Annotated in this window: 18 protein-coding genes; 15 read left to right on the top strand and 3 right to left on the bottom strand. The window is 54.9% G+C overall.

Features of this window, described 5'->3' with window-relative positions; all coding sequences use genetic code 11:
* Positions 1 to 33: 33 nt before the first annotated feature.
* The 3 genes from metJ (at position 34) to HP564_RS16330 (ending at position 3,944) form a co-directional block, all read left to right on the top strand.
* Positions 34 to 351: a met regulon transcriptional regulator MetJ gene (gene metJ, locus HP564_RS16340; RefSeq protein WP_033754441.1), complete on the top strand. Its 318-nt coding sequence runs from the start codon at positions 34 to 36 to the stop codon at positions 349 to 351.
* A gap of 221 nt (positions 352 to 572) precedes the next feature.
* A complete protein-coding gene (locus tag HP564_RS16335; protein WP_371244804.1) occupies positions 573 to 2,291 on the top strand; it encodes a ShlB/FhaC/HecB family hemolysin secretion/activation protein in 1,719 nt (572 codons plus the stop codon).
* Positions 2,292 to 2,366: 75 nt separating this feature from the next.
* Positions 2,367 to 3,944 (top strand): filamentous hemagglutinin N-terminal domain-containing protein, encoded by a 1,578-nt coding sequence (locus HP564_RS16330; protein WP_371244802.1) that lies wholly within the window; start codon positions 2,367 to 2,369, stop codon positions 3,942 to 3,944.
* A gap of 203 nt (positions 3,945 to 4,147) precedes the next feature.
* Here the strand turns inward: HP564_RS16330 and rpmE are convergent, their stop codons facing one another.
* Positions 4,148 to 4,363 (bottom strand): 50S ribosomal protein L31, encoded by a 216-nt coding sequence (gene rpmE, locus HP564_RS16325; protein ID WP_371244800.1) that lies wholly within the window; start codon positions 4,361 to 4,363, stop codon positions 4,148 to 4,150.
* Positions 4,364 to 4,595: 232 nt separating this feature from the next.
* Here rpmE and priA point away from each other — a divergent pair, with 232 nt between their 5' ends.
* The 6 genes from priA to rraA all read left to right on the top strand — a co-directional run bounded on the left by priA (position 4,596) and on the right by rraA (position 11,693).
* Positions 4,596 to 6,791, top strand: a complete 2,196-nt coding sequence (gene priA, locus HP564_RS16320) for a primosomal protein N' (protein WP_371244798.1) — start codon at positions 4,596 to 4,598, stop codon at positions 6,789 to 6,791.
* A gap of 144 nt (positions 6,792 to 6,935) precedes the next feature.
* On the top strand, positions 6,936 to 7,973 hold the full coding sequence (gene cytR / locus HP564_RS16315; RefSeq protein ID WP_371244796.1) for a DNA-binding transcriptional regulator CytR: 1,038 nt from the start codon (positions 6,936 to 6,938) through the stop codon (positions 7,971 to 7,973).
* A gap of 152 nt (positions 7,974 to 8,125) precedes the next feature.
* The gene (gene ftsN / locus HP564_RS16310) at positions 8,126 to 9,085 is read left to right on the top strand and encodes a cell division protein FtsN (protein WP_371244794.1); all 960 of its coding nucleotides are present in this window, start codon (positions 8,126 to 8,128) and stop codon (positions 9,083 to 9,085) included.
* A gap of 90 nt (positions 9,086 to 9,175) precedes the next feature.
* Positions 9,176 to 9,706 (top strand): ATP-dependent protease subunit HslV, encoded by a 531-nt coding sequence (hslV, locus tag HP564_RS16305; RefSeq protein WP_120458028.1) that lies wholly within the window; start codon positions 9,176 to 9,178, stop codon positions 9,704 to 9,706.
* A 9-nt stretch (positions 9,707 to 9,715) separates the two neighbouring features.
* Complete coding sequence (gene hslU, locus HP564_RS16300; RefSeq protein ID WP_371244792.1) at positions 9,716 to 11,047, top strand: HslU--HslV peptidase ATPase subunit; 1,332 nt, start codon at positions 9,716 to 9,718, stop codon at positions 11,045 to 11,047.
* 160 nt (positions 11,048 to 11,207) lie between these two features.
* Complete coding sequence (gene rraA, locus HP564_RS16295; protein WP_371244790.1) at positions 11,208 to 11,693, top strand: ribonuclease E activity regulator RraA; 486 nt, start codon at positions 11,208 to 11,210, stop codon at positions 11,691 to 11,693.
* Between the two features lie 55 nt (positions 11,694 to 11,748).
* Here the strand turns inward: rraA and zapB are convergent, their stop codons facing one another.
* Complete coding sequence (zapB, locus tag HP564_RS16290; RefSeq protein WP_371244789.1) at positions 11,749 to 11,988, bottom strand: cell division protein ZapB; 240 nt, start codon at positions 11,986 to 11,988, stop codon at positions 11,749 to 11,751.
* A gap of 419 nt (positions 11,989 to 12,407) precedes the next feature.
* Here zapB and HP564_RS16285 point away from each other — a divergent pair, with 419 nt between their 5' ends.
* From HP564_RS16285 to glpX, 3 genes are all read left to right on the top strand, one after another.
* On the top strand, positions 12,408 to 13,256 hold the full coding sequence (locus tag HP564_RS16285) for an MIP/aquaporin family protein (RefSeq protein WP_371244788.1): 849 nt from the start codon (positions 12,408 to 12,410) through the stop codon (positions 13,254 to 13,256).
* Positions 13,257 to 13,282: 26 nt separating this feature from the next.
* On the top strand, positions 13,283 to 14,800 hold the full coding sequence (glpK, locus tag HP564_RS16280; RefSeq protein WP_371244786.1) for a glycerol kinase GlpK: 1,518 nt from the start codon (positions 13,283 to 13,285) through the stop codon (positions 14,798 to 14,800).
* Positions 14,801 to 14,894: 94 nt separating this feature from the next.
* Positions 14,895 to 15,905 carry a class II fructose-bisphosphatase gene (gene glpX / locus HP564_RS16275; RefSeq protein ID WP_371244784.1) on the top strand — a complete coding sequence of 337 codons (1,011 nt, stop codon included), beginning with the start codon at positions 14,895 to 14,897 and terminating at the stop codon, positions 15,903 to 15,905.
* On the opposite strand, the gene emrD is transcribed toward glpX, so the two are convergent.
* On the bottom strand, positions 15,895 to 17,085 hold the full coding sequence (emrD, locus tag HP564_RS16270) for a multidrug efflux MFS transporter EmrD (RefSeq protein ID WP_371244783.1): 1,191 nt from the start codon (positions 17,083 to 17,085) through the stop codon (positions 15,895 to 15,897). The two genes, glpX and emrD, sit on opposite strands and share 11 nt — an antisense overlap.
* A 289-nt stretch (positions 17,086 to 17,374) precedes the next feature.
* Here emrD and fpr point away from each other — a divergent pair, with 289 nt between their 5' ends.
* The 3 genes from fpr (at position 17,375) to tpiA (ending at position 19,718) form a co-directional block, all read left to right on the top strand.
* Positions 17,375 to 18,121 (top strand): ferredoxin--NADP(+) reductase, encoded by a 747-nt coding sequence (fpr, locus tag HP564_RS16265; RefSeq protein WP_371244782.1) that lies wholly within the window; start codon positions 17,375 to 17,377, stop codon positions 18,119 to 18,121.
* 119 nt (positions 18,122 to 18,240) lie between these two features.
* A complete protein-coding gene (locus HP564_RS16260; protein WP_371244781.1) occupies positions 18,241 to 18,867 on the top strand; it encodes a DUF1454 family protein in 627 nt (208 codons plus the stop codon).
* An 83-nt stretch (positions 18,868 to 18,950) separates the two neighbouring features.
* Positions 18,951 to 19,718: a triose-phosphate isomerase gene (gene tpiA / locus HP564_RS16255; RefSeq protein ID WP_371244779.1), complete on the top strand. Its 768-nt coding sequence runs from the start codon at positions 18,951 to 18,953 to the stop codon at positions 19,716 to 19,718.
* The last annotated feature ends 35 nt before the right edge of the window (positions 19,719 to 19,753 follow it).

The following is a 19,753-nucleotide window of genomic DNA, read 5'->3' as shown; positions in this document are numbered from 1 at the left end:
CCCACTTTTAACTTTTATTGATTAAGGTAACCCATGGCTGAATGGAACGGCGAATATATCAGCCCTTACGCTGAACACGGTAAGAAGAGTGAGCAGGTCAAAAAAATCACAGTTTCTATCCCGTTGAGCGTGCTGAAAATTTTAACGGATGAGCGTACCCGACGTCAGGTCAACAACCTGCGCCACGCGACCAATAGTGAACTGTTGTGTGAAGCCTTTCTCCACGCCTTTACCGGACAGCCTCTGCCAGATGACGTCGACCTGCGTAAAGAACGCAGCGATGAAATCCCGGAAGAAGCGAAAAAGATCATGCGTGAAAAGGGCGTCGATCCCGATACCTGGGAATATTAATATCTTCATCCGCCCGGCGGCAGATTATCATTCAGGAATCTGCTGCCAATATAAATCCCGCTTATAAAAATATTTCTATTTATCGTATTAAAACCCCTTCTTCTCCAGCGAGATAAATTAACACCAGTAGCAAAATAAAAATAACAGAAAAAGCACGGCTATTGTTCACCTGCCATAAAGAAAGTACACTTCAACGCTAAATAAACATTCTGGCGCAGCACATGGAAAAATATATAAATACAAGGAGCGTTATCTTTGCCCTTGCGCTCACCTTGCCTTTAATAAATCCGGCATGGGGCGCAGGAAAAACCCTGCCGGGCAACGTAATTACCGCTCAAGATAATTACTCTGCCAGTCAGATTGAACAGGATAAAGTTCGCAAACAAGCCTTACAAAATCAGAACAGAGATAATCGCTCCACTCAGCAAGAAGAAAACAAAAGCCTTATCTCTTTTCCCAGCGAATCGCCCTGCTATCTGATAGAAAAAGTCATCTGGACGCAAGATGATGCCTCACTGAGGTTAAAAAGCCTGAATTATTTTACGCGTCAGGCAGAGGGAAAGTGTTTGGGCATTCAAGGGATAAGATTGCTTGCCCATACCCTACAAAATGAAATCATTCGTCTTGGCTATATTACCACGCGGATTAATATGCCAGAGCAGGATCTGAAAAGGCGGCAATTAAGGTTTAATATCATCGCAGGAAAGGTTGGGGAAATTCGACTGACAGAGGACAGCTCAGATTATATCAATCTCAACACGACGTTGCCTCTGCACGAAGGAAGCGTGTTAAATATCCGCGAGCTTGAACAAGGGAGTTTTAATTTACGGCGTACGCCGGGCAGCGAGGTAAAAATTAACGTCATTCCCGGGAGAGAACAAGGCCAGAGCGATATCTTAATTGAACGCCATCAGGATAAGCCGTGGCAGGTCAGCGCCTGGGCTAACGATGCAGGCAGCAAAACCACCGGGCGCTATCAGGGCGGGGCGGCGCTTTACCTCCATAACCTTACATCACTTAATGACACCCTGTTCTTCTCGGCCGGGCACGATGTAAGCACCTATAATCAACCTGAAGGCAGTAACAATCGCGCGGCAGGCTACTCAGTACCCTGGGGTTTTTGGTGGCTGGATCTTTACGCGAGCGAGAGCACCTATAAACAGCATATTCAGGGTAATTTCTCAGACTGGATGCTGAAAAATAAAAACAGTTACTACAGTGGCCAACTCAACCGCCTGCTCTCCCATACCGTTCATCAGAAAACGACGGGAGGATTGCAGCTATTTAATGCAGAAACGCACTATTACTATAATAACTATGAACTGGCGAGCATGCATAAAAAAAGCGCGGGATGGAAACTGATTGTTGAGCATCAGCGTTATTTTAATCATGCCATTATGGCTGGTACGTTGAGCTATCAGAAAGGAATGCACTGGTTTAACAATGGTAATACCATCGAGCAGAAAAGCGGATTAATTAGCAGTACAGGAAGCATTCTCTCGCTTGATATTAAAGCAGCGATAAACTTTAGCCTCTATGACCAGCAATTTAATTATTCGCCTTTCCTGAAGTTACAGTTTTCACCTGACACGCTTTCTTCGCTGGACAGGCTGGCGCTGGGTAACCGCTGGAGCGTAAGAGGCTTCGATGGTGAATATAGCTTACAAGGCGATCAGGGATGGTTCCTGCGTAATGATATTAGCTGGATGCCAGACAGTACCGGTTATCAGCCTTATTTGGGCATCGATATTGGACAAATGATGGGTCATGACAGCCAGCCATATTATTCTGGCAGAACACTCGCTGGCGGCGTTCTCGGCTTACGCGGAGAAATGTTTAAAACCCATTATGATTTTTTTGCCGGCTTGCCACTGCATAAACCTGCGGGATTTGAGACAGATCCTTTAACGTTGGGCTTCTCGCTGCAGTGGACATATTAACGGAGGAGAAAACAACAGCATCTTTCAACTATCTCTCTACATGGAATAACATCTTAAACATTAAAAGGAAAAATAATGAAACGCTATAAACTCAATGCATTGTTCCTGGCGACGTCGGTCATGCTGGCGCCTGCTGTTTTTGCTAATCCCTCAACCTATACCCATGCTAACGGTTCGACGATCGTAAATATTAACGATGCCAATGCCAGTGGCCTTTCACACAATATGTGGACAGACTTTAATGTTAGCAGCAAGGGTATGGTGCTGAATAACAGCCTGAACGATCTGGTTCGGGAAAGCGGTGACATCGCTAAAAACCGTAACCTGTCGGCTCCGGCTAAGGTGATCCTGAACGAGGTCATTTCCAATAAAGCCAGTCAGTTAAAAGGGGCGCTTGAAGTTGCGGGGCAGAGTGCTGAGGTGATTATCGCCAACCCAAATGGCATCACCTGCTCAGGCTGTAGCTTTATCAATGCCAGCCGCGCGACCCTGACCACGGGTACGCCCGTCTTCACCGATGGCGCGTTATCCAGCTTTAAGGTGCAGAAAGGTACCGTCACCATTAAGGGCCTGGTCAATGCGCAGAGCTATACCGATATTTTAGCTGAGACCATCAAAATCAACGGCCAGCTTGAAACCGGTACGCTGAAAGCCATTGCTGGCAAATTCAGTTATGACCCCACGACAGGTAAAACCGTTGCGGATGGCTCCTCCTCCCGCAACGTCGGCATTGATATCAGCGCGCTGGGCGGCGTAACGGCTGGCGTGATTCAGCTGCAAACCACCAAAGCGGGCTCGGGCGTTAATAACAACGGTATTTTGTCTGCGGATGCTATTCAGATTTCATCAAATGGCGTTCTGAACAACCAGGGCAAGCTGGCAGCCAAAACGCTGGTCGCCTCCACCGTTAACAAGTTGAGCAACAGTGGCTCACTGGAAGGCACGACCATCCAGCTGGTGTCAGCAAATGAGCTAGAAAATAGTGGCACCATCCGCGCCAGCTCTGCGCTCGCCACCAGTATTGGCCAGATAACCAATAAAGGCACAATAACCGGCTCGTCCCTGAATCAGCTTGTCTCTTACGCTGGTGACATAACCAACAGCGGCACAATAGAGTCAGACGGCACGGTCTACCTTATGAGTGGATATGCCCCCTATAGCGGCAATGCCTATTCCCCTTACGCCAACACCAGCATCAACAATACCAAGAGCGGCGTCATTAGCGGAACAAACGGCGTTAACCTGACGGCAGTCAAAGCCATCAACCTGAGCTCAGGTTCAGTCTCCTCTGCGCAGGGACAGGCCTATTTCGGGGCCAGTAAGGTCGATAACCGCACCGCCGTTGACGCGAAAAATCTGACCGTCTACGCCAACGAGTTCGTTAACTCAGGAACGATGACCGCCACTGGCCAACTGACCGCCACCGGTAATAACAGCATTACTAATACGGGAATGTTGAAAGGCGACACTCTGACGCTTAACACCAAAGGCAAGCTGAATACGCAGTCCTGTAAGCTGTGGGTGCTTTGTCAGTCAGGCACGCTGTCTGCCGGTTCAACGTTACAAATTAACGCGTCCTCCGTTGGCAGCATCAACAATATTGGCGGCACTGTTCATGCACCCGTGCTTGAGCTGAACAAAACCAGCATCTGATTAGCTTTATTCATTGCCGGCACTCATCCTGTCGGCATTTTTTTTATAAAACCGTCAGTGGCGTAAAAAAGGGCTGTAAGTATTCTGTTCTGGAAAATGTCAGGAAGGTTGAGATCGAGAAGGTAATGAGGGAAAGCAGGAAGTGAAGCAAAGCGGGAAGACGAGAGCGGAATGGCTCAAAAGAGCCATTCCGTTTTGAAAACTTATTTTTTGCTGCCCGGGATCGCAAAACGCTTGTTAAAGCGGTCAACACGGCCACCAGTTGCAACTTCACGCTGCTTGCCGGTGTAGAACGGGTGGCATTTACCACAGACGTCCAGGTTCATGTCGTGTGACATAGTAGAGCGAGTGTGGATCACGTTACCGCAGGTGCAAGTGATGGTCACAGCTTCGTATTTCGGGTGAATACCTTGTTTCATGGGAGAACCTCATAAAAGGCCGTGTCGCTCTCCGTGCCAGGCTAAAACCTGCACAGCACCACACGCGGTTGAACATTAATGTTTAGGCTCTGGCGAGAGCTTTCTCACCAAAGGCGGCATACTATACAGAAAATAACCGCTTTACGCAAATCTTCTGCAAGATACCCGCTGGTCGCGCCAGCGTGTACACTAGGCGTCCCGCTATGAATCATTGAACCGGAAAGAGATTGCCATGCCCGTCGTTCAGGTTGCCCTGCCCGTTCCGCTACCCCGTTTGTTTGACTACTTGCCGCCGCATGGTGCGCAGCCGGTCACAGGCGGACGCGTCAGCGTGCCCTTTGGCAACCGCAAAATGATCGGCATCGTGGTGGGCTTTCGCGAACAGAGTGACCTGCCGACGGCGCAACTCAAACGCGTTGCCGAGGTGCTGGACGCCGAGTCACTCTTTCCTCCCTCACTGTGGCGGCTGCTCAACTGGGCGGCAGGCTACTATCACTCTCCCACAGGTGAGGTGCTAAGCCATGCGCTGCCCGTGCTGCTGCGCCAGGGAAAACCCGCGCAGGAGACGCCGCTGTGGCAGTGGGTGATAACCGAGCAGGGCCAGGCGATCTTGCCGGAAAGCCTGAAGCGTGCGCCGAAGCAGCAGCAGGCGCTGGCCGCGCTGCGCCATCAGCCCCTCTATCGCCACCAGGTAGCCGAACAAGATCTTACGGAGACCGCTCTGCAGGCGCTGCGTGCTAAAGGTTTGTGCGAACTGCGTGAACATCAGCCACAGCGTCAGGACTGGCGCGAAACTTTTGCGGTAAAAGGTGAACGCCTGCGGCTTAACACCGATCAGGCGATGGCGGTTGGTGCCATCCGCAGCGAAGATGAACAATATGCGGCCTGGCTGCTGGCGGGTATTACCGGATCGGGCAAAACGGAAGTCTACCTGAGCGTGCTGGAGAACGTGCTGGCACGCGGCAAGCAGGCGCTGGTACTGGTGCCGGAAATCGGCCTGACGCCGCAGACCATCGCCCGCTTCCGCGAGCGATTTGACGCGCCCGTGGATGTACTGCACTCCGCGCTGAACGACAGCGAGCGTCTCGCCGTCTGGCTGCGCGCGCGTCAGGGTGAAAATGCGATTATCATCGGCACACGGTCGGCGCTGTTTACGCCACTGGCTCGTCCGGGCGTCATCATCATTGATGAAGAGCACGACAGCTCCTACAAACAGCAGGAAGGCTGGCGTTATCAGGCCCGCGATCTGGCCGTCTTCCGCGCCCGCGAAGAGAATATTCCCATTGTAATGGGTTCGGCGACGCCCGCGCTGGAAACACTGCACAACGTGCACAGCGGTAAATACCGCCAGCTCGATCTCACCAGGCGCGCCGGCAATGCGAAACCGGCGCTGCAGCAGCTGGTCGATCTCAAGGGCCAGCAGCTTATCGGCGGCCTCGCCCCAGCGCTGATCGGCAAGATGCGTCAGCACCTGCAGGCGGATAATCAGGTGCTGCTGTTCCTCAACCGCCGCGGCTACTCCCCTGCGCTGCTCTGTCACGACTGCGGCTGGATTGCAGAGTGCCAGCGCTGCGAGCGTTATTACACCCTGCATCAGCAGCAGCGCCAGCTACGCTGCCACCACTGCGACAGTCAGCGTCCGCTGCCTAATCAGTGCCCACAGTGTGGCTCTACCCATCTGCTGCCGGTAGGTGTCGGCACAGAGCAGCTTGAGCAACAGCTCGGCACGCTGTTTCCCGGCGTGCCGGTATCGCGCATCGATCGCGACACTACCAGCCGTAAAGGCGCACTGGAGCAGCACCTGGCCGATGTGCATCGCGGCGGGGCACGCATTCTGGTCGGTACTCAGATGCTGGCGAAAGGCCATCACTTTCCGGACGTGACCCTGGTGTCACTGCTTGATGTGGATGGCGCGCTCTTCTCCGCCGATTTTCGCGCCGCTGAACGCTTCGCCCAGCTCTATACCCAGGTGGCGGGCCGCGCCGGTCGCGCCGGTAAACAGGGCGAAGTGCTGCTGCAGACGCACCATCCGGAACATCCGCTGTTACAGACGCTATTGCATCAGGGCTATTTTGCCTTTGCCCAGCAGACGCTGTTTGAACGTCAGTCGGTGATGCTGCCTCCCTGGACCAGCCACGCGCTGTTCCGCGCAGAGGATCACGATAACCATCAGGCTGCTGAATTTTTGCAACAGCTGCGTAATTTGCTCGATGCCAGCCCCCTTAAAGACACGGCGATGTGGCTAATGGGGCCGGTTCCGGCGTTGCAGCCAAAGCGCGGCGGGCGCTGGCGCTGGCAGCTACTGGTGCAGCACGCCTCACGTAAACGTCTGCAACAGCTCCTTAACGGCTCGCTGCCGCTGATCGCTACGCTGCCTGCCGCACGCAAAGTAAAATGGACGCTGGATATCGACCCCACTGAAAGCTGAGCCTGCGAGCCAGATCGAAAAAGGTCGCACAAGTCACAATTTTTATGCAAATTAAGTAACAACCGTTCGCGCAATCGTTAACAATGTGCGCGATGTGGCTTTTTATTGCCCTAGCCATCCTTCGAACGCGTCAGGAGTAGAGTGTTGGAACACAATCCCCAAACGCCCACCGCCACGATGAAAGATGTGGCCGAGCAGGCAGGCGTTTCAACGGCCACCGTCTCGCGCGCGCTGATGAACCCGGAAAAAGTGTCGGCGGCGACACGGCAAAAAGTCGAGCAGGCGGTTATTGCTGTCGGCTATGCACCACACGGTCTGACGCGTAACGCCCGCCGCGGTGAGACGCAAACCATACTGGTGATTGTGCCCGACATCTGCGATCCCTTTTTTAGCGAAATTATTCGCGGCGTTGAGGTTACCGCAGCGCAGGAGGGCTATCTGGTGCTGATTGGCGACTGTGCGCACCAGAACCAGCAGGAGAAAAATTTTCTTGATCTGCTGCTTACCCGCCAGATCGATGGCATGGTGCTGCTTGGCTCACAGCTTCCCTTTGATCCGCTTCATGAAGAACATCGCAATCTGCCCCCCATGGTCATGGCCAATGAATTTGCGCCAGATATGTCACTACCCACGGTGCATATCGACAACCTGACCGCCGCTTTCGAAGCGGTCAATCATCTGTTACAGCTGGGGCATCGTCAGATAGCCTGTATTGCAGGGCCAGAAGCAATGCCGCTGTGCCAGTATCGTACTCAGGGGTATATTCAGGCGCTGCGTCGCAGCAACACGGCCATCAACCCAAGCTATATTGTACGCGGCGATTTTAGCTTTGAAGCGGGTGCGCAGGCGCTGCTGCAGCTAATGGCGTTACCGCAGCCGCCGCGCGCGCTTTTCTGCCACAGCGATATGCTGGCGCTGGGTGCAATGAATCAGGCTAAGCGCCTTGGGTTGCGCATACCACAGGATCTGTCGATTGTCGGTTTTGACGATATTGAGCTGTCACGATACTGTGAACCGCCGCTCACGACGGTGGCCCAGCCGCGCTATCAGATTGGCCGCGAAGCGATGCTGCTCCTGCTGGACGAGCTACAAGGCAAGCGCGTGAATAATGGTTCACGTCTGCTGGATGCTGAGCTTACCGTACGCGGCAGTACAGCCCCGGAAAATAAGCGCGAGAAATAGCCGCAATTTTCCGTTATTTTCAGTAGATTCCTAAGTCGAACACTGCTGGTCAAAGTTCCGACCCTTGAGTAACATGGCGGACTCCTTGCCGGGCGGTCTTTTAAGGCGTTTTCGCCCAGTTGCACGATTTTTTGAAGGGTATCAGAACGAGAGTGGCACAGAGAGATTACGTAAGCCGCGGGCGTTCAACAGGGACGCGTCGCAAAAAAAGCAGCACCAGCCGTGGAAAGAAAAGCAAAAGCGGTTCAGGTGTATCCAAACTCATGACAGGGCTGGCCGTCGCGGTGCTCGTGACCTTTGCCGGTGGTTTATGGTTCCTTGCGCATCATAAAAAAGAAGATGTGCCAGTGATCCCGGATCATAAAGCCAACGGCAACGGTTTGCCGCCGAAGCCTGAAGAGCGCTGGAAATATATTAAAGAGCTGGAAAACCGGCAGGTCACGGTGCCAACACCCACCGAACCATCAGCGGGCGGTGAGGTGCAGTCGCATACTCAGCTAACGGATGAACAGCGCCAGCTGCTGGAGCAGATGCAGGCGGACATGCGTCAGTCACCGACGCAGCTGAATGAAGTGCCGTGGAATGAGCAGACTCCGGCGCAGCGTCAGCAGACGTTGCAGCGTCAGCAGCAGCTGCAGATGCAGTCGCGCCAGCAGCAGACTCAGCAGAGTGCACCGCCGCGCCAGACGCAGACTCAGCAGAGTGCACCCCCGCGCCAGACGCAGCCTGTTCAGCAACAGAGCGCCCATCAGCCTCAGCAGACGCAGCAGCAAACGACGCGCCAGACTGCGCCGCCGCGTCAGACACAAACCCAGCAGCCTGCGCCCGTAACGCGTGAACCGGCTCAGGAAACCGCGAAAAAGCCTGTGGAAAAACCGGCCTCTTCACAGCGCTGGATGGTGCAGTGCGGCTCGTTCAAAGGCACCGATCAGGCGGAGTCTGTCCGTGCAGGTCTGGCGTTTGAAGGTTTTGAAAGCCGCATTACGACCGGCGGTGGCTGGAATCGCGTGGTGATTGGCCCTTATAAAGATCGCAGCAGTGCTGACAGCACGCTGAAGCGACTGCGTGGCAACGGTCACTCAAACTGCATTCCGCTCTCCATCGGGGGTTGAAACCCGCCAAACCCGCCCCATATCTGGTTGCATGATGCGCCGCGCTTTGCCGCGCGGCGCTTTTTTTCTACTGCAACAAGGGGTCTGCCCGTGACAACAATAGTAAGCGTACGACGCAACGGACGAGTCGTTATCGGTGGTGATGGCCAGGCGACGCTCGGCAATACCGTCATGAAAGGCAACGTTAAAAAAGTGCGTCGTCTTTACAACGATAAAGTGATTGCCGGTTTCGCTGGCGGCACTGCAGATGCCTTTACGCTGTTTGAACTCTTTGAACGTAAGCTGGAAATGCACCAGGGTCATCTGGTGAAAGCGGCCGTTGAGCTGGCGAAAGACTGGCGCACCGACCGTATGCTGCGTCGACTTGAAGCCCTGCTCGCCGTAGCGGATGAAAACGCTTCGTTGATCATCAGCGGTAACGGCGACGTTATCCAGCCAGAAAACGATCTGATCGCCATTGGTTCTGGTGGCCCCTTTGCTCAGGCGGCAGCCCGCGCGCTGCTGGAAAATACTGAACTGAGCGCGCATGACATCGTTGCGAAATCCCTGGATATCGCAGGCGACATCTGCATCTACACCAACCACAATGTTAACTTTGAAGAACTGCCGGCCAGGGCGTAAGGATTAAAGATGTCTGAGATGACTCCACGCGAAATCGTCAGCGAACTGAATCGCTTTATCATCGGCCAGGATGGCGCAAAAAAAGCCGTCGCCATTGCGCTGCGTAACCGCTGGCGTCGTATGCAGCTTGATGAAGAGCTGCGCCACGAGGTGACGCCGAAAAACATTCTGATGATCGGCCCGACCGGCGTCGGTAAAACCGAAATTGCCCGTCGTCTGGCGAAGCTTGCCAACGCGCCGTTTATCAAAGTCGAAGCCACGAAATTTACCGAAGTAGGCTATGTCGGTAAGGAAGTCGACTCCATTATTCGTGACCTGACCGATGCCGCCGTGAAAATGGTGCGCAGCCAGGCGATCGAAAAGAACAAATACCGCGCTGAAGAGATGGCGGAAGAGCGCATTCTTGACGTGCTGATCCCACCGGCTAAAAACAACTGGGGCCAGCCAGAGCAGAGCAGCGAACCCTCTGCGGCTCGCCAGTCATTCCGTAAGAAATTACGTGAAGGCCAGCTGGACGATAAAGAGATTGAAATTGATCTGGCTGCGGCACCTGCGGGCGTAGAGATCATGGCGCCTCCGGGCATGGAAGAGATGACTAACCAGCTGCAGTCGATGTTCCAGAACCTGGGCGGCCAGAAACAGAAGCCGCGCAAGCTGAAAATCAAAGACGCAATGAAGCTGCTGATTGAAGAAGAAGCGGCCAAGCTGGTTAATCCGGAAGAGCTGAAGCAGGATGCGATTGAAGCCGTAGAGCAGCATGGTATCGTCTTCATAGATGAGATTGACAAAATCTGTAAGCGCGGCCAGTCGTCTGGTCCTGACGTTTCGCGTGAAGGCGTACAGCGCGATCTGCTGCCGCTGGTAGAGGGCTGCACCGTCTCCACCAAGCACGGTATGGTGAAAACTGATCACATTCTGTTTATCGCGTCCGGCGCGTTCCAGGTAGCCAGCCCGTCAGACCTGATCCCTGAGCTGCAAGGCCGTCTGCCGATTCGCGTTGAGCTACAGGCACTGACCGTTAACGACTTTGAGCGCATTCTGACCGAGCCAAACGCCTCTGTGACCGTACAGTACAAGGCGCTGATGGGTACCGAAGGAGTGAATGTCGAATTTACCGAAGACGGTATTCGCCGCATCGCTGAAGCCGCATGGCAGGTCAACGAAACCACTGAGAATATCGGTGCGCGTCGCCTGCATACCGTGCTTGAGCGTCTGATGGAAGATATCTCCTATGACGCCAGTGACCGTCAGGGCGACTCCGTGACCATTGATGCAGAGTATGTCAGCAAGCATCTGGATGAACTGGTCGCAGATGAAGATCTCAGCCGCTTTATCCTGTAATTGACTTTTTCTATGCGCTAGCACAATGCCCGGCCACTGAGCCGGGCTTTTTTTATCTGCATGCTGCTGATGCAGCGCCTTTTTTTCCGCTGATGATTTTGCCAACAATCCGCAACTGGCGGTATACTTATCGCTCCTGTGGCAAACAGATGGACCCACCATGAAATACGATACCTCTGAACTCTGCGACATCTACCACGAAGAAGTGAACGTTGTTGAGCCGCTTTTTTCAAACTTCGGTGGCCGCACCTCATTCGGTGGTCAGATAACCACAGTGAAATGTTTTGAAGACAACGGTCTGCTCTACGATCTGCTGGAAGAGAACGGCCAGGGTCGTGTGCTGGTCGTTGACGGCGGCGGTTCCGTACGACGCGCGCTGGTTGATGCACAGCTGGCTCGCCTGGCAGTCGAGAACGAATGGGAAGGTCTGGTGGTTTACGGCTCTGTGCGTCAGGTCGACGACCTGGAAGAGCTGGAGATTGGTATTCAGGCGATAGCGGCGATTCCAGCGGGGGCGGCGGGCGAAGGCATTGGTGAGAGCGATGTGCGCGTTAACTTTGGCGGCGTCACCTTCTTCTCCGGCGACCATCTTTATGCCGACAATACCGGCATTATCCTCTCTGAAGATCCGCTCGATATCGAGTAATTTCAGAAACGAAAACGGGAGCATATCGCTCCCGTTTTTCATTGAAAAGAGGCGCTTACACCTCTTCCATTTTTCCCAGCAGTGCACGCAGGCGATCCTGCCACAGGTGCTGCTCTTCCTTCAGCTGTTGGTTTTCACGCACCAGCGACTCATGATTGCCGGCCGCCTGCTGCGCGTCGTTTTTCAGCGCGTTGTTCTGCTCTTTCAGCTCTTCGATTTCCATCTGCAGCAGAGTGATGGTATCAATCGCCTGCTGAACTTTTGCTTCCAGTTTCTCGAATACTTCAAATGACATCTTTCTGACCTCTCCTAAATTCTCGCAGGGCGTTGATGATGCCAGCCATAGCGCGTGACGCCCTGTATCAGCCAGGCCAGCAACAATGTTTCCGATTGTATGTAGCCTGATAGCGCAAGTCCAGCGACGCAGGACCTGCGTGCGCAGTCTGTAACACTTTTCGGCTTATACCTGGACGTCCATGCCGTTGCTCAGGCGAGCCCTAAAACAGGCGGGTAACAGACCCTCAATGATGTTTCATGAAAGCCAAAAGGCGCGAAAACGCGCATTTTTTTGACTCAGCACACAGATTTAGATTTCGCTATTTCTCGTTTATGCTCGTTAACGATAAATTCACACCAGCCCTACAAGAGAGCTGGGAACCTCACGGAATGAGAACAAAAACTGATAAAATTTAACCTCGCTTCAGGAACACCACTATGAGTCAGACTACGAACACGCTGAAAGGTCAGTGCATCGCCGAATTTATCGGGACCGGCTTAATTATCTTTTTTGGCGCAGGCTGTGTGGCCGCGCTGAAACTGGCTGGTGCCGCCTTCGGTCAATGGGAAATCTGTATTATCTGGGGTCTAGCGGTTTCAATGGCGGTCTATCTTACCGCTGGCGTGTCAGGTGCGCATCTTAACCCTGCCGTTACGGTTGCACTTTGCCTGTTCGCCAGTTTTGACGGCCGCAAAGTGGTGCCGTACATTCTGGCGCAAATTGCAGGTGCGTTTTGCGCGGCCGCGCTGGTTTATGGCCTCTACTACAGCCTGTTTTATGATTACGAGCAAAGCCATCAGATGGTGCGCGGCACCGTTGAAAGTCTGGATCTGGCCGGTATTTTCTCCACCTACCCTAACCCACACATTGGCGTAGGCCAGGCATTCCTGGTGGAGATGGTTATTACCGCCGTGTTAATGGCGGTGATCATGGCCCTGACCGACGATGGCAACGGCGTGCCGCGTGGCCCGCTGGCTCCGCTGTTGATCGGCCTGCTGGTGGCCGTTATCGGCGGTTCAATGGGTCCGCTGACCGGCTTTGCACTTAACCCGGCGCGTGATTTCGGACCCAAGCTGTTCGCCTTCTTTGCTGGCTGGGGTAATGTTGCCTTCACTGGCGGCAAAGATATTCCTTACTTCCTGGTACCGATTTTTGGCCCGTTAGTCGGAGCCTGTCTGGGTGCCTTGAGCTACCGTGCGCTGATTGGCCGCCATCTGCCAGGCGTAACCGTGGCCAGCAGCAAAACAGAAAAACCGGTCGCACGCGCTGAACAGCGCAAAGCGTAAGTTTCACTTTTCATCGGGAATGCATTATGACGACAACCACTGATAAAAAATACATTGTAGCGCTCGACCAGGGCACCACCAGCTCACGCGCCGTCGTGCTGGATCATGACGCCAATATCGTTGCCGTCTCACAGCGTGAATTTACCCAGATCTACCCAAAAGCCGGTTGGGTTGAACATGACCCGATGGACATCTGGGCATCGCAGAGCTCGACGCTGGTTGAAGTACTGGCACATGCCGACATCCGTTCTGACGAGATTGCCGCTATCGGCATTACTAACCAGCGCGAAACCGCTATCGTCTGGGATAAAGAGACCGGCAAGCCAATCTACAACGCTATCGTGTGGCAGGACCCGCGCACGGCGGACTACTGTAACAAGCTGAAAAAAGAGGGGCTGGAAGAGTATATCCAGCACACCACCGGTCTGGTCATTAACCCCTACTTCTCCGGCACCAAGGTGAAATGGATCCTTGACCATGTAGAAGGCGCCCGTGAACGTGCCAAACGCGGCGAGCTGCTGTTCGGTACCGTGGACACCTGGCTGGTATGGAAAATGACCCAGGGACGCGTGCATATCACCGATCATACCAACGCCTCGCGTACCATGATGTACAACATCCACAAGCTGGAATGGGATCAGCGTATGCTGGAGATCCTCGATATTCCGCGTGAGATGTTGCCGGAAGTGAAAGGATCTTCTGAGATTTACGGTCAGACCAACATCGGCGGTAAAGGCGGTACGCGTATTCCCATCGCCGGTATTGCCGGCGATCAGCAGGCAGCGCTTTATGGCCAGCTCTGCGTTCAGCCGGGCATGGCGAAAAACACCTACGGCACCGGCTGCTTTATGCTGATGAATACCGGCACCGAAGCGGTAACGTCATCGCACGGGCTGCTGACTACGATTGCCTGCGGTCCACGTGGCGAAGTGAACTATGCGCTGGAAGGTGCCGTGTTTATCGGGGGGGCTTCCATCCAGTGGCTGCGCGATGAGATGAAGTTGATTAACGACTCCACTGACTCAGAATACTTTGCCCTGAAAGTGAAGGATACCAACGGCGTTTACATGGTGCCGGCTTTTACCGGCCTCGGCGCACCCTACTGGGATCCCTATGCACGCGGTGCAATTTTCGGCCTGACGCGCGGCGCAAATGCCAACCACATCATTCGCGCTACGCTGGAATCGATTGCCTACCAGACGCGCGACGTGCTGGAAGCGATGCAGAACGATGCTGACACCCGTCTGCAATCGCTGCGTGTCGATGGCGGTGCCGTCGCGAACAACTTCCTGATGCAGTTCCAGTCTGACATTCTCGGCACGCGTGTGGAACGTCCGGAAGTGCGCGAAGTGACGGCCCTGGGTGCCGCCTATCTGGCTGGCCTGGCGGTTGGCTTCTGGAACGATCTGGAAGAAGTACGCGCCAAAGCGGTAGTAGAACGTGAGTTCCGCCCGAGCATCGAGACCACCGAGCGCAATGTGCGCTACGCTGGCTGGCGTAAAGCCGTGGCTCGCGCTCAGGCGTGGGAAGATCACGAAGAGTAAGGATTCATCCTCTCTTGCCCGCGGCCTCTGCCGCGGGCTTTTTTTTGCCCTTCCCCGCTGTGTTACACTGCCCTTTTTACATCAGGTGCAGGCCATGAAACGAGAACTCGCCATAGAATTTTCCCGCGTAACCGAAGCCGCCGCCTTAGCAGGCTATCGCTGGCTGGGCCGCGGCGATAAAAACGGTGCCGACGGTGCTGCCGTCCACGCCATGCGACACGTCCTCAATACTATCCATATCGACGGTCAGATCGTGATCGGGGAGGGCGAGATCGATGAAGCGCCTATGCTCTATATTGGCGAAAAAGTGGGTAGCGGAGAGGGCGATGCAGTAGACATCGCGGTCGATCCAATTGAAGGGACGCGTATGACAGCGATGGGCCAGGCTAACGCGCTGGCAGTGCTGGCGGTCGGCGACAAAGGCACGTTTTTGCATGCGCCTGATATGTATATGGAGAAGCTGATTGTTGGCCCGGCAGCGCGCGGTCATATCGATCTTAATCTCCCACTGGAAACCAATCTGCGTAATATCGCGGCAGCGCTTAACAAGCCGCTGGCACAGCTGACGGTTTCAATTCTTGCTAAGCCACGCCACGACGCGATCATCGCGCAGCTGCACCAGCTTGGCGTACGCGTGTTTGCTTTTCCGGACGGTGACGTTGCGGCCTCCATTCTTACCTGCATGCCGGACAGTGAAGTTGATGTGCTATACGGTACGGGAGGCGCGCCTGAAGGTGTCATCTCCGCCGCAGTCATTCGTGCGCTGGATGGCGACATGCAGGGTCGCCTGCTGGCGCGCCATGAGGTTAAAGGCGAGAGCGAAGAGAATCGCCGCATTGGCGAGCAGGAACAGGCACGCTGTGAGCAGATGGGCATAAAAGCGGGCGAGGTGTTACCGCTGGCGCGCATGGCACGCAACGATAACGTAATCTTCGCCGCCACCGGCATCACCAGCGGTGACCTGCTGAAAGGCATTACCCGTCAGGGCAATATCGCCACCAGCGAAACCCTGCTGATACGCGGCAAGTCGCGCACTCTCCGCCGCATCCAGTCGATTCACTATCTGGACCGCAAAGACGCGGCGCTGCGCCCTTTTATCCTGTAACCGTCCTACTCTCGCTCTCAGGCTGTCGCGACAGCGGCAGCCAGCACAGCAGCATCACCAGCGCGGTGGCAAACATCAGCATCCCCAGGCTGAACTGATCGCGCTGCGGCAGCAGTGCCGACGCCCAGGCCACCACCCCCGACCCCAGGTTCTGCAAGCCGCCAATCAGCGCTCCTGCACTGCCCGCCAGCCAGGCATAAGGTTCCATCGCCCCCGACGTCGCCAGCGGGAACAGCATGCCGGCACCGAAGAAGAAGAGCGCAGCAGGCACCAGAAGCGTCCAGATATTCATTACGCCAAACCACGCCGGGATCCACATCAGTGCGCCTGCCACCAGACAGCTGTTCACGCCGACCCACATCAGGCTGTGCCAGGAACGCGCTTCGCGTCCGGCAAACCAGGCACCAAAGAAGGCCGCCGGAATTGGCAGAATAAACAGAATACTGACGGTAAAGGCATCCAGCCCGAGCACGCCCCCCAGCAGCACGCCACAGCTCGCTTCAAATACCGCAATACCGGCCAGCGCGCCGATCAGCAGCACAATAAAACGCACAAAGCTGGTATCACTTAACAGGCGCTGATAGCGACGGAAAAACGGCGTTACCTCTCCTCCATGCGGGCGTGTCTCCGGCAGCCAGCGCATCATCGCGCCTGTCACCGCCACGCAGAGCAGCAGCAGGAAGGCGAAACAGGCGTGCCAGCCAAACAGCTTTGTCAGCAGCGCCCCTATTACTGGTGCCAGCAGCGGGCTAACCAGTAATCCCATATTCAGCAGGCTGTTTGCCTGTCGGAGCGCAACGCCTGCGTAGAGATCGCGCGGCATGGTACGCGCCATCACCCCTGCCACGCCGGTGCCCAGCCCCTGAATAGCGCTGCCCAGCACCAGCACATTGAGCGATGGTGCCAGCATGGAGGTTACCGCGCCGATCATAAAGATCGTCATACCGGCAAGGATCACCGGACGGCGGCCAATGCTGTCGGAGAGCGGACCGTAGATCAGCTGCGATCCGCCATAGGTCATCAGATAGGCCGCCATCACGCGCTGCATGGTGCCATTATGTACGTTGAGCGCGTCAGCCATGCTGGCCATGGCGGGAACATAAATGGTCTGCGCCATCTGCCCAACCGCCAGCATGAAAATTAGCATTAGCAGCAGCGGCCGATTTTCTATCGTCTTCATCGACATCTCAGTCTGAAAAATAAGGTTAATACAGCAGCAAAACGCGCTGTAGCAGGACTATGGCGGGCAAAATATCAGGATTACGTGACAAATCGAGAGGCAGGAGTAAAGCTGTCTGGAGTAAGGCGTCAAGTTTTCGTACCACCTTGTCAACGGACGACAACGACGTGTTGAGGCGTGCGGCACATTTGTCGATTAGAGCCTAAAAACCGCTGCGCCGGTGGAAATTCAGCGGTGCAGCCGCGATGATATTTCTGTGGCTGGAAAATCAACGACCGGGAGAGTAACCATGGCCGAATGGGTCAATGCGCAAGTAAAGGAAGTCAAAAACTGGACGGACGCGCTGTTCAGCCTGCGGGTGCACGCGCCGATAGCTCCCTTCACCGCCGGGCAGTTCGCCAAGCTGGCGCTGGAGATTGACGGCGAACGCGTGCAGCGCGCCTACTCTTACGTTAATGCTCCCAGCGATCCCCTGCTGGAGTTCTATCTGGTAACCGTGCCAGAAGGTAAGCTGAGCCCGCGCCTGCAGGCACTGAAACCCGGCGATAATGTGATGGTGACCAAAGAGGCTGCCGGATTTTTTGTGCTGGATGAGATCCCGCCCTGCAAGACCCTGTGGATGCTGGCAACTGGCACGGCCATCGGCCCTTATCTCTCTATATTGCAACAGGGTGAAGGGCTGGATCGCTTCGAGAATATTGTTCTGCTGCACGCGGTGCGTTACGCAGCAGACCTGAGCTACCTGCCGTTAATGCAGTCGCTGCAACAGATCTACAATGGCAAACTGCATATTCAGACCGTGGTAAGCCGCGAAAACGCACCTGGCTCGCTCACCGGGCGTGTACCGGCGTTAATTGAGAGCGGTGAGCTGGAGCGCGCGGTGGGGCTGCCTGTGAATACGGAAACAAGCCATATTATGCTGTGTGGCAATCCGCAAATGGTGCGTGATACACAGCAGTTGTTGAAAGAGACGCGCGGCATGCGCAAGCACCTGAAACGCAAACCCGGGCACATGACCAGCGAACATTACTGGTAGGCACTGTAATTGTGCGATGACGCCTGTTTCAGGCAAAAATCCGCCCGTGGTGCTTTTGACTTTTACAGGTAAAAACCGTTCTAATTTAGAGCTAAGTTTACTGGTCAGAGCCAACGAAAATGAAGAACTTGCCTGGCGCACTGCTGCTGAGTTTTGCGCTAACGGCCCCGGCATTTGCCGCTAACATGCCGCTGCGCGATCGCAGCGACACCTTGCCCGCCGCGCCCTACTTGCTCGCGGGTGCGCCTACGTTTGACATGACGATTGGCCAGTTCCGCGAAAAATATAATGCTGTTAATGCAGACCTGCCGTTGATGGAGTACCGCGCCATCGATAACCGAAACGACAGCAGTCATCTGACACGTGCGGCAAGTAAAATCAACGAAACACTCTATGCGTCCACCGCCCTGGAACAGGGAACCGGCAAGGTTAAAACGCTACAGCTGACGTGGCTTCCCGTGCCCGGGCCAGACCAAAAGGCCTCACAGGAAAAAGCGATGGCCTATATGACCGCGCTGCTGCGCTTTTTCGTTGCGGGTTTGCCGCCCGAGGAGGCGCGGAAAAAACTCGCCGCATTACTCAGCGAAGGCAAAGGTTCACGCTATTTTTCCCGCACGGAAGGCGCACTGCGCTTTGTTGTCGCCGACAACGGTGATAAGGGCTTAACGTTCGCGATTGAGCCCATAAAACTGACCTTGCCTCCCGCCGATCAGAGCGGCAAAAATGACGAAAAGCAAAGCCATTGACCTGATAGATCTCTATACTGTCTGGCAGTCTACGCTGCCTGTCGGCAGTGCAATTTAATGAATCGCGTAACGCGGAGGATAGAATGCGACATCCATTGGTTATGGGTAACTGGAAACTGAATGGCAGCAAGCAGATGACGGGCGAACTGATCGACGGTCTGCGCAAAGCGCTTTCCGGCGTTGATGGTTGTGGCGTGGCGATCGCACCGCCCGCGATCTATCTTGACCAGGCGAAGCACGCTATCTCCGGCAGCCATATTGCACTGGGCGCACAGAACGTTGACGTAAACCTCTCCGGCGCGTTCACCGGCGAAACCTCCGCTGACATGCTGAAAGACATCGGCGCGAAATATATCATCATCGGCCACTCTGAGCGTCGTACCTACCATAAAGAGAGCGATGAGTTTATTGCGAAGAAATTTGCCGTACTGAAAGAGGCTGGCCTGGTGCCGGTACTCTGCATCGGTGAAACCGAAGCAGAAAACGAAGCGGGTCAGACGGAAGAAGTGTGCGCACGTCAGATTGACGCTGTGCTGGAAACGCAGGGTGCAGAAGCGTTCAATGGCGTGGTTATCGCCTACGAACCGGTCTGGGCCATCGGCACCGGCAAATCAGCCACTCCGGCGCAGGCGCAGGCGGTTCATAAGTTCATTCGCCAGCATATCGCGAAGAAAGATGCGGCAGTCGCTGAGCAGGTTATTATTCAGTACGGCGGTTCCGTTAACGATAAAAATGCCGCTGAGCTCTTTACCCAGCCAGATATCGACGGTGCGCTGGTTGGCGGCGCGTCGCTGAAGGCAGATGCGTTTGCCGTTATCGTCAAAGCCGCAGCAGATGCGAAAAAGGCGTAACGCCTGAGCGCAGGAGAGGCGGCTACCTGGCCGCC

It is taken from the genome of Pantoea sp. KPR_PJ (assembly GCF_041386365.1).
In the GTDB taxonomy this organism is placed as follows: Bacteria; Pseudomonadota; Gammaproteobacteria; order Enterobacterales; family Enterobacteriaceae; genus Pantoea.
The sequence above is the reverse complement of the archived record's forward strand: the minus strand, read 5'-3'. Positions and strand labels throughout refer to the sequence as shown.

Bases quoted from the DNA above. Each gene is read 5' to 3' on its own strand.
- metJ (WP_033754441.1), top strand. From the start codon at position 34: ATGGCTGAATGGAACGGCGAATATATCAGCCCTTACGCTGAACACGGT.
- HP564_RS16335 (WP_371244804.1), top strand. From the start codon at position 573: ATGGAAAAATATATAAATACAAGGAGCGTTATCTTTGCCCTTGCGCTC.
- HP564_RS16330 (WP_371244802.1), top strand. From the start codon at position 2,367: ATGAAACGCTATAAACTCAATGCATTGTTCCTGGCGACGTCGGTCATG.
- rpmE (WP_371244800.1), bottom strand. From the start codon at position 4,363: ATGAAACAAGGTATTCACCCGAAATACGAAGCTGTGACCATCACTTGC.
- priA (WP_371244798.1), top strand. From the start codon at position 4,596: ATGCCCGTCGTTCAGGTTGCCCTGCCCGTTCCGCTACCCCGTTTGTTT.
- hslU (WP_371244792.1), top strand. From the start codon at position 9,716: ATGTCTGAGATGACTCCACGCGAAATCGTCAGCGAACTGAATCGCTTT.
- rraA (WP_371244790.1), top strand. From the start codon at position 11,208: ATGAAATACGATACCTCTGAACTCTGCGACATCTACCACGAAGAAGTG.
- zapB (WP_371244789.1), bottom strand. From the start codon at position 11,988: ATGTCATTTGAAGTATTCGAGAAACTGGAAGCAAAAGTTCAGCAGGCG.
- HP564_RS16285 (WP_371244788.1), top strand. From the start codon at position 12,408: ATGAGTCAGACTACGAACACGCTGAAAGGTCAGTGCATCGCCGAATTT.
- glpK (WP_371244786.1), top strand. From the start codon at position 13,283: ATGACGACAACCACTGATAAAAAATACATTGTAGCGCTCGACCAGGGC.
- glpX (WP_371244784.1), top strand. From the start codon at position 14,895: ATGAAACGAGAACTCGCCATAGAATTTTCCCGCGTAACCGAAGCCGCC.
- emrD (WP_371244783.1), bottom strand. From the start codon at position 17,085: ATGAAGACGATAGAAAATCGGCCGCTGCTGCTAATGCTAATTTTCATG.
- fpr (WP_371244782.1), top strand. From the start codon at position 17,375: ATGGCCGAATGGGTCAATGCGCAAGTAAAGGAAGTCAAAAACTGGACG.
- HP564_RS16260 (WP_371244781.1), top strand. From the start codon at position 18,241: ATGAAGAACTTGCCTGGCGCACTGCTGCTGAGTTTTGCGCTAACGGCC.
- tpiA (WP_371244779.1), top strand. From the start codon at position 18,951: ATGCGACATCCATTGGTTATGGGTAACTGGAAACTGAATGGCAGCAAG.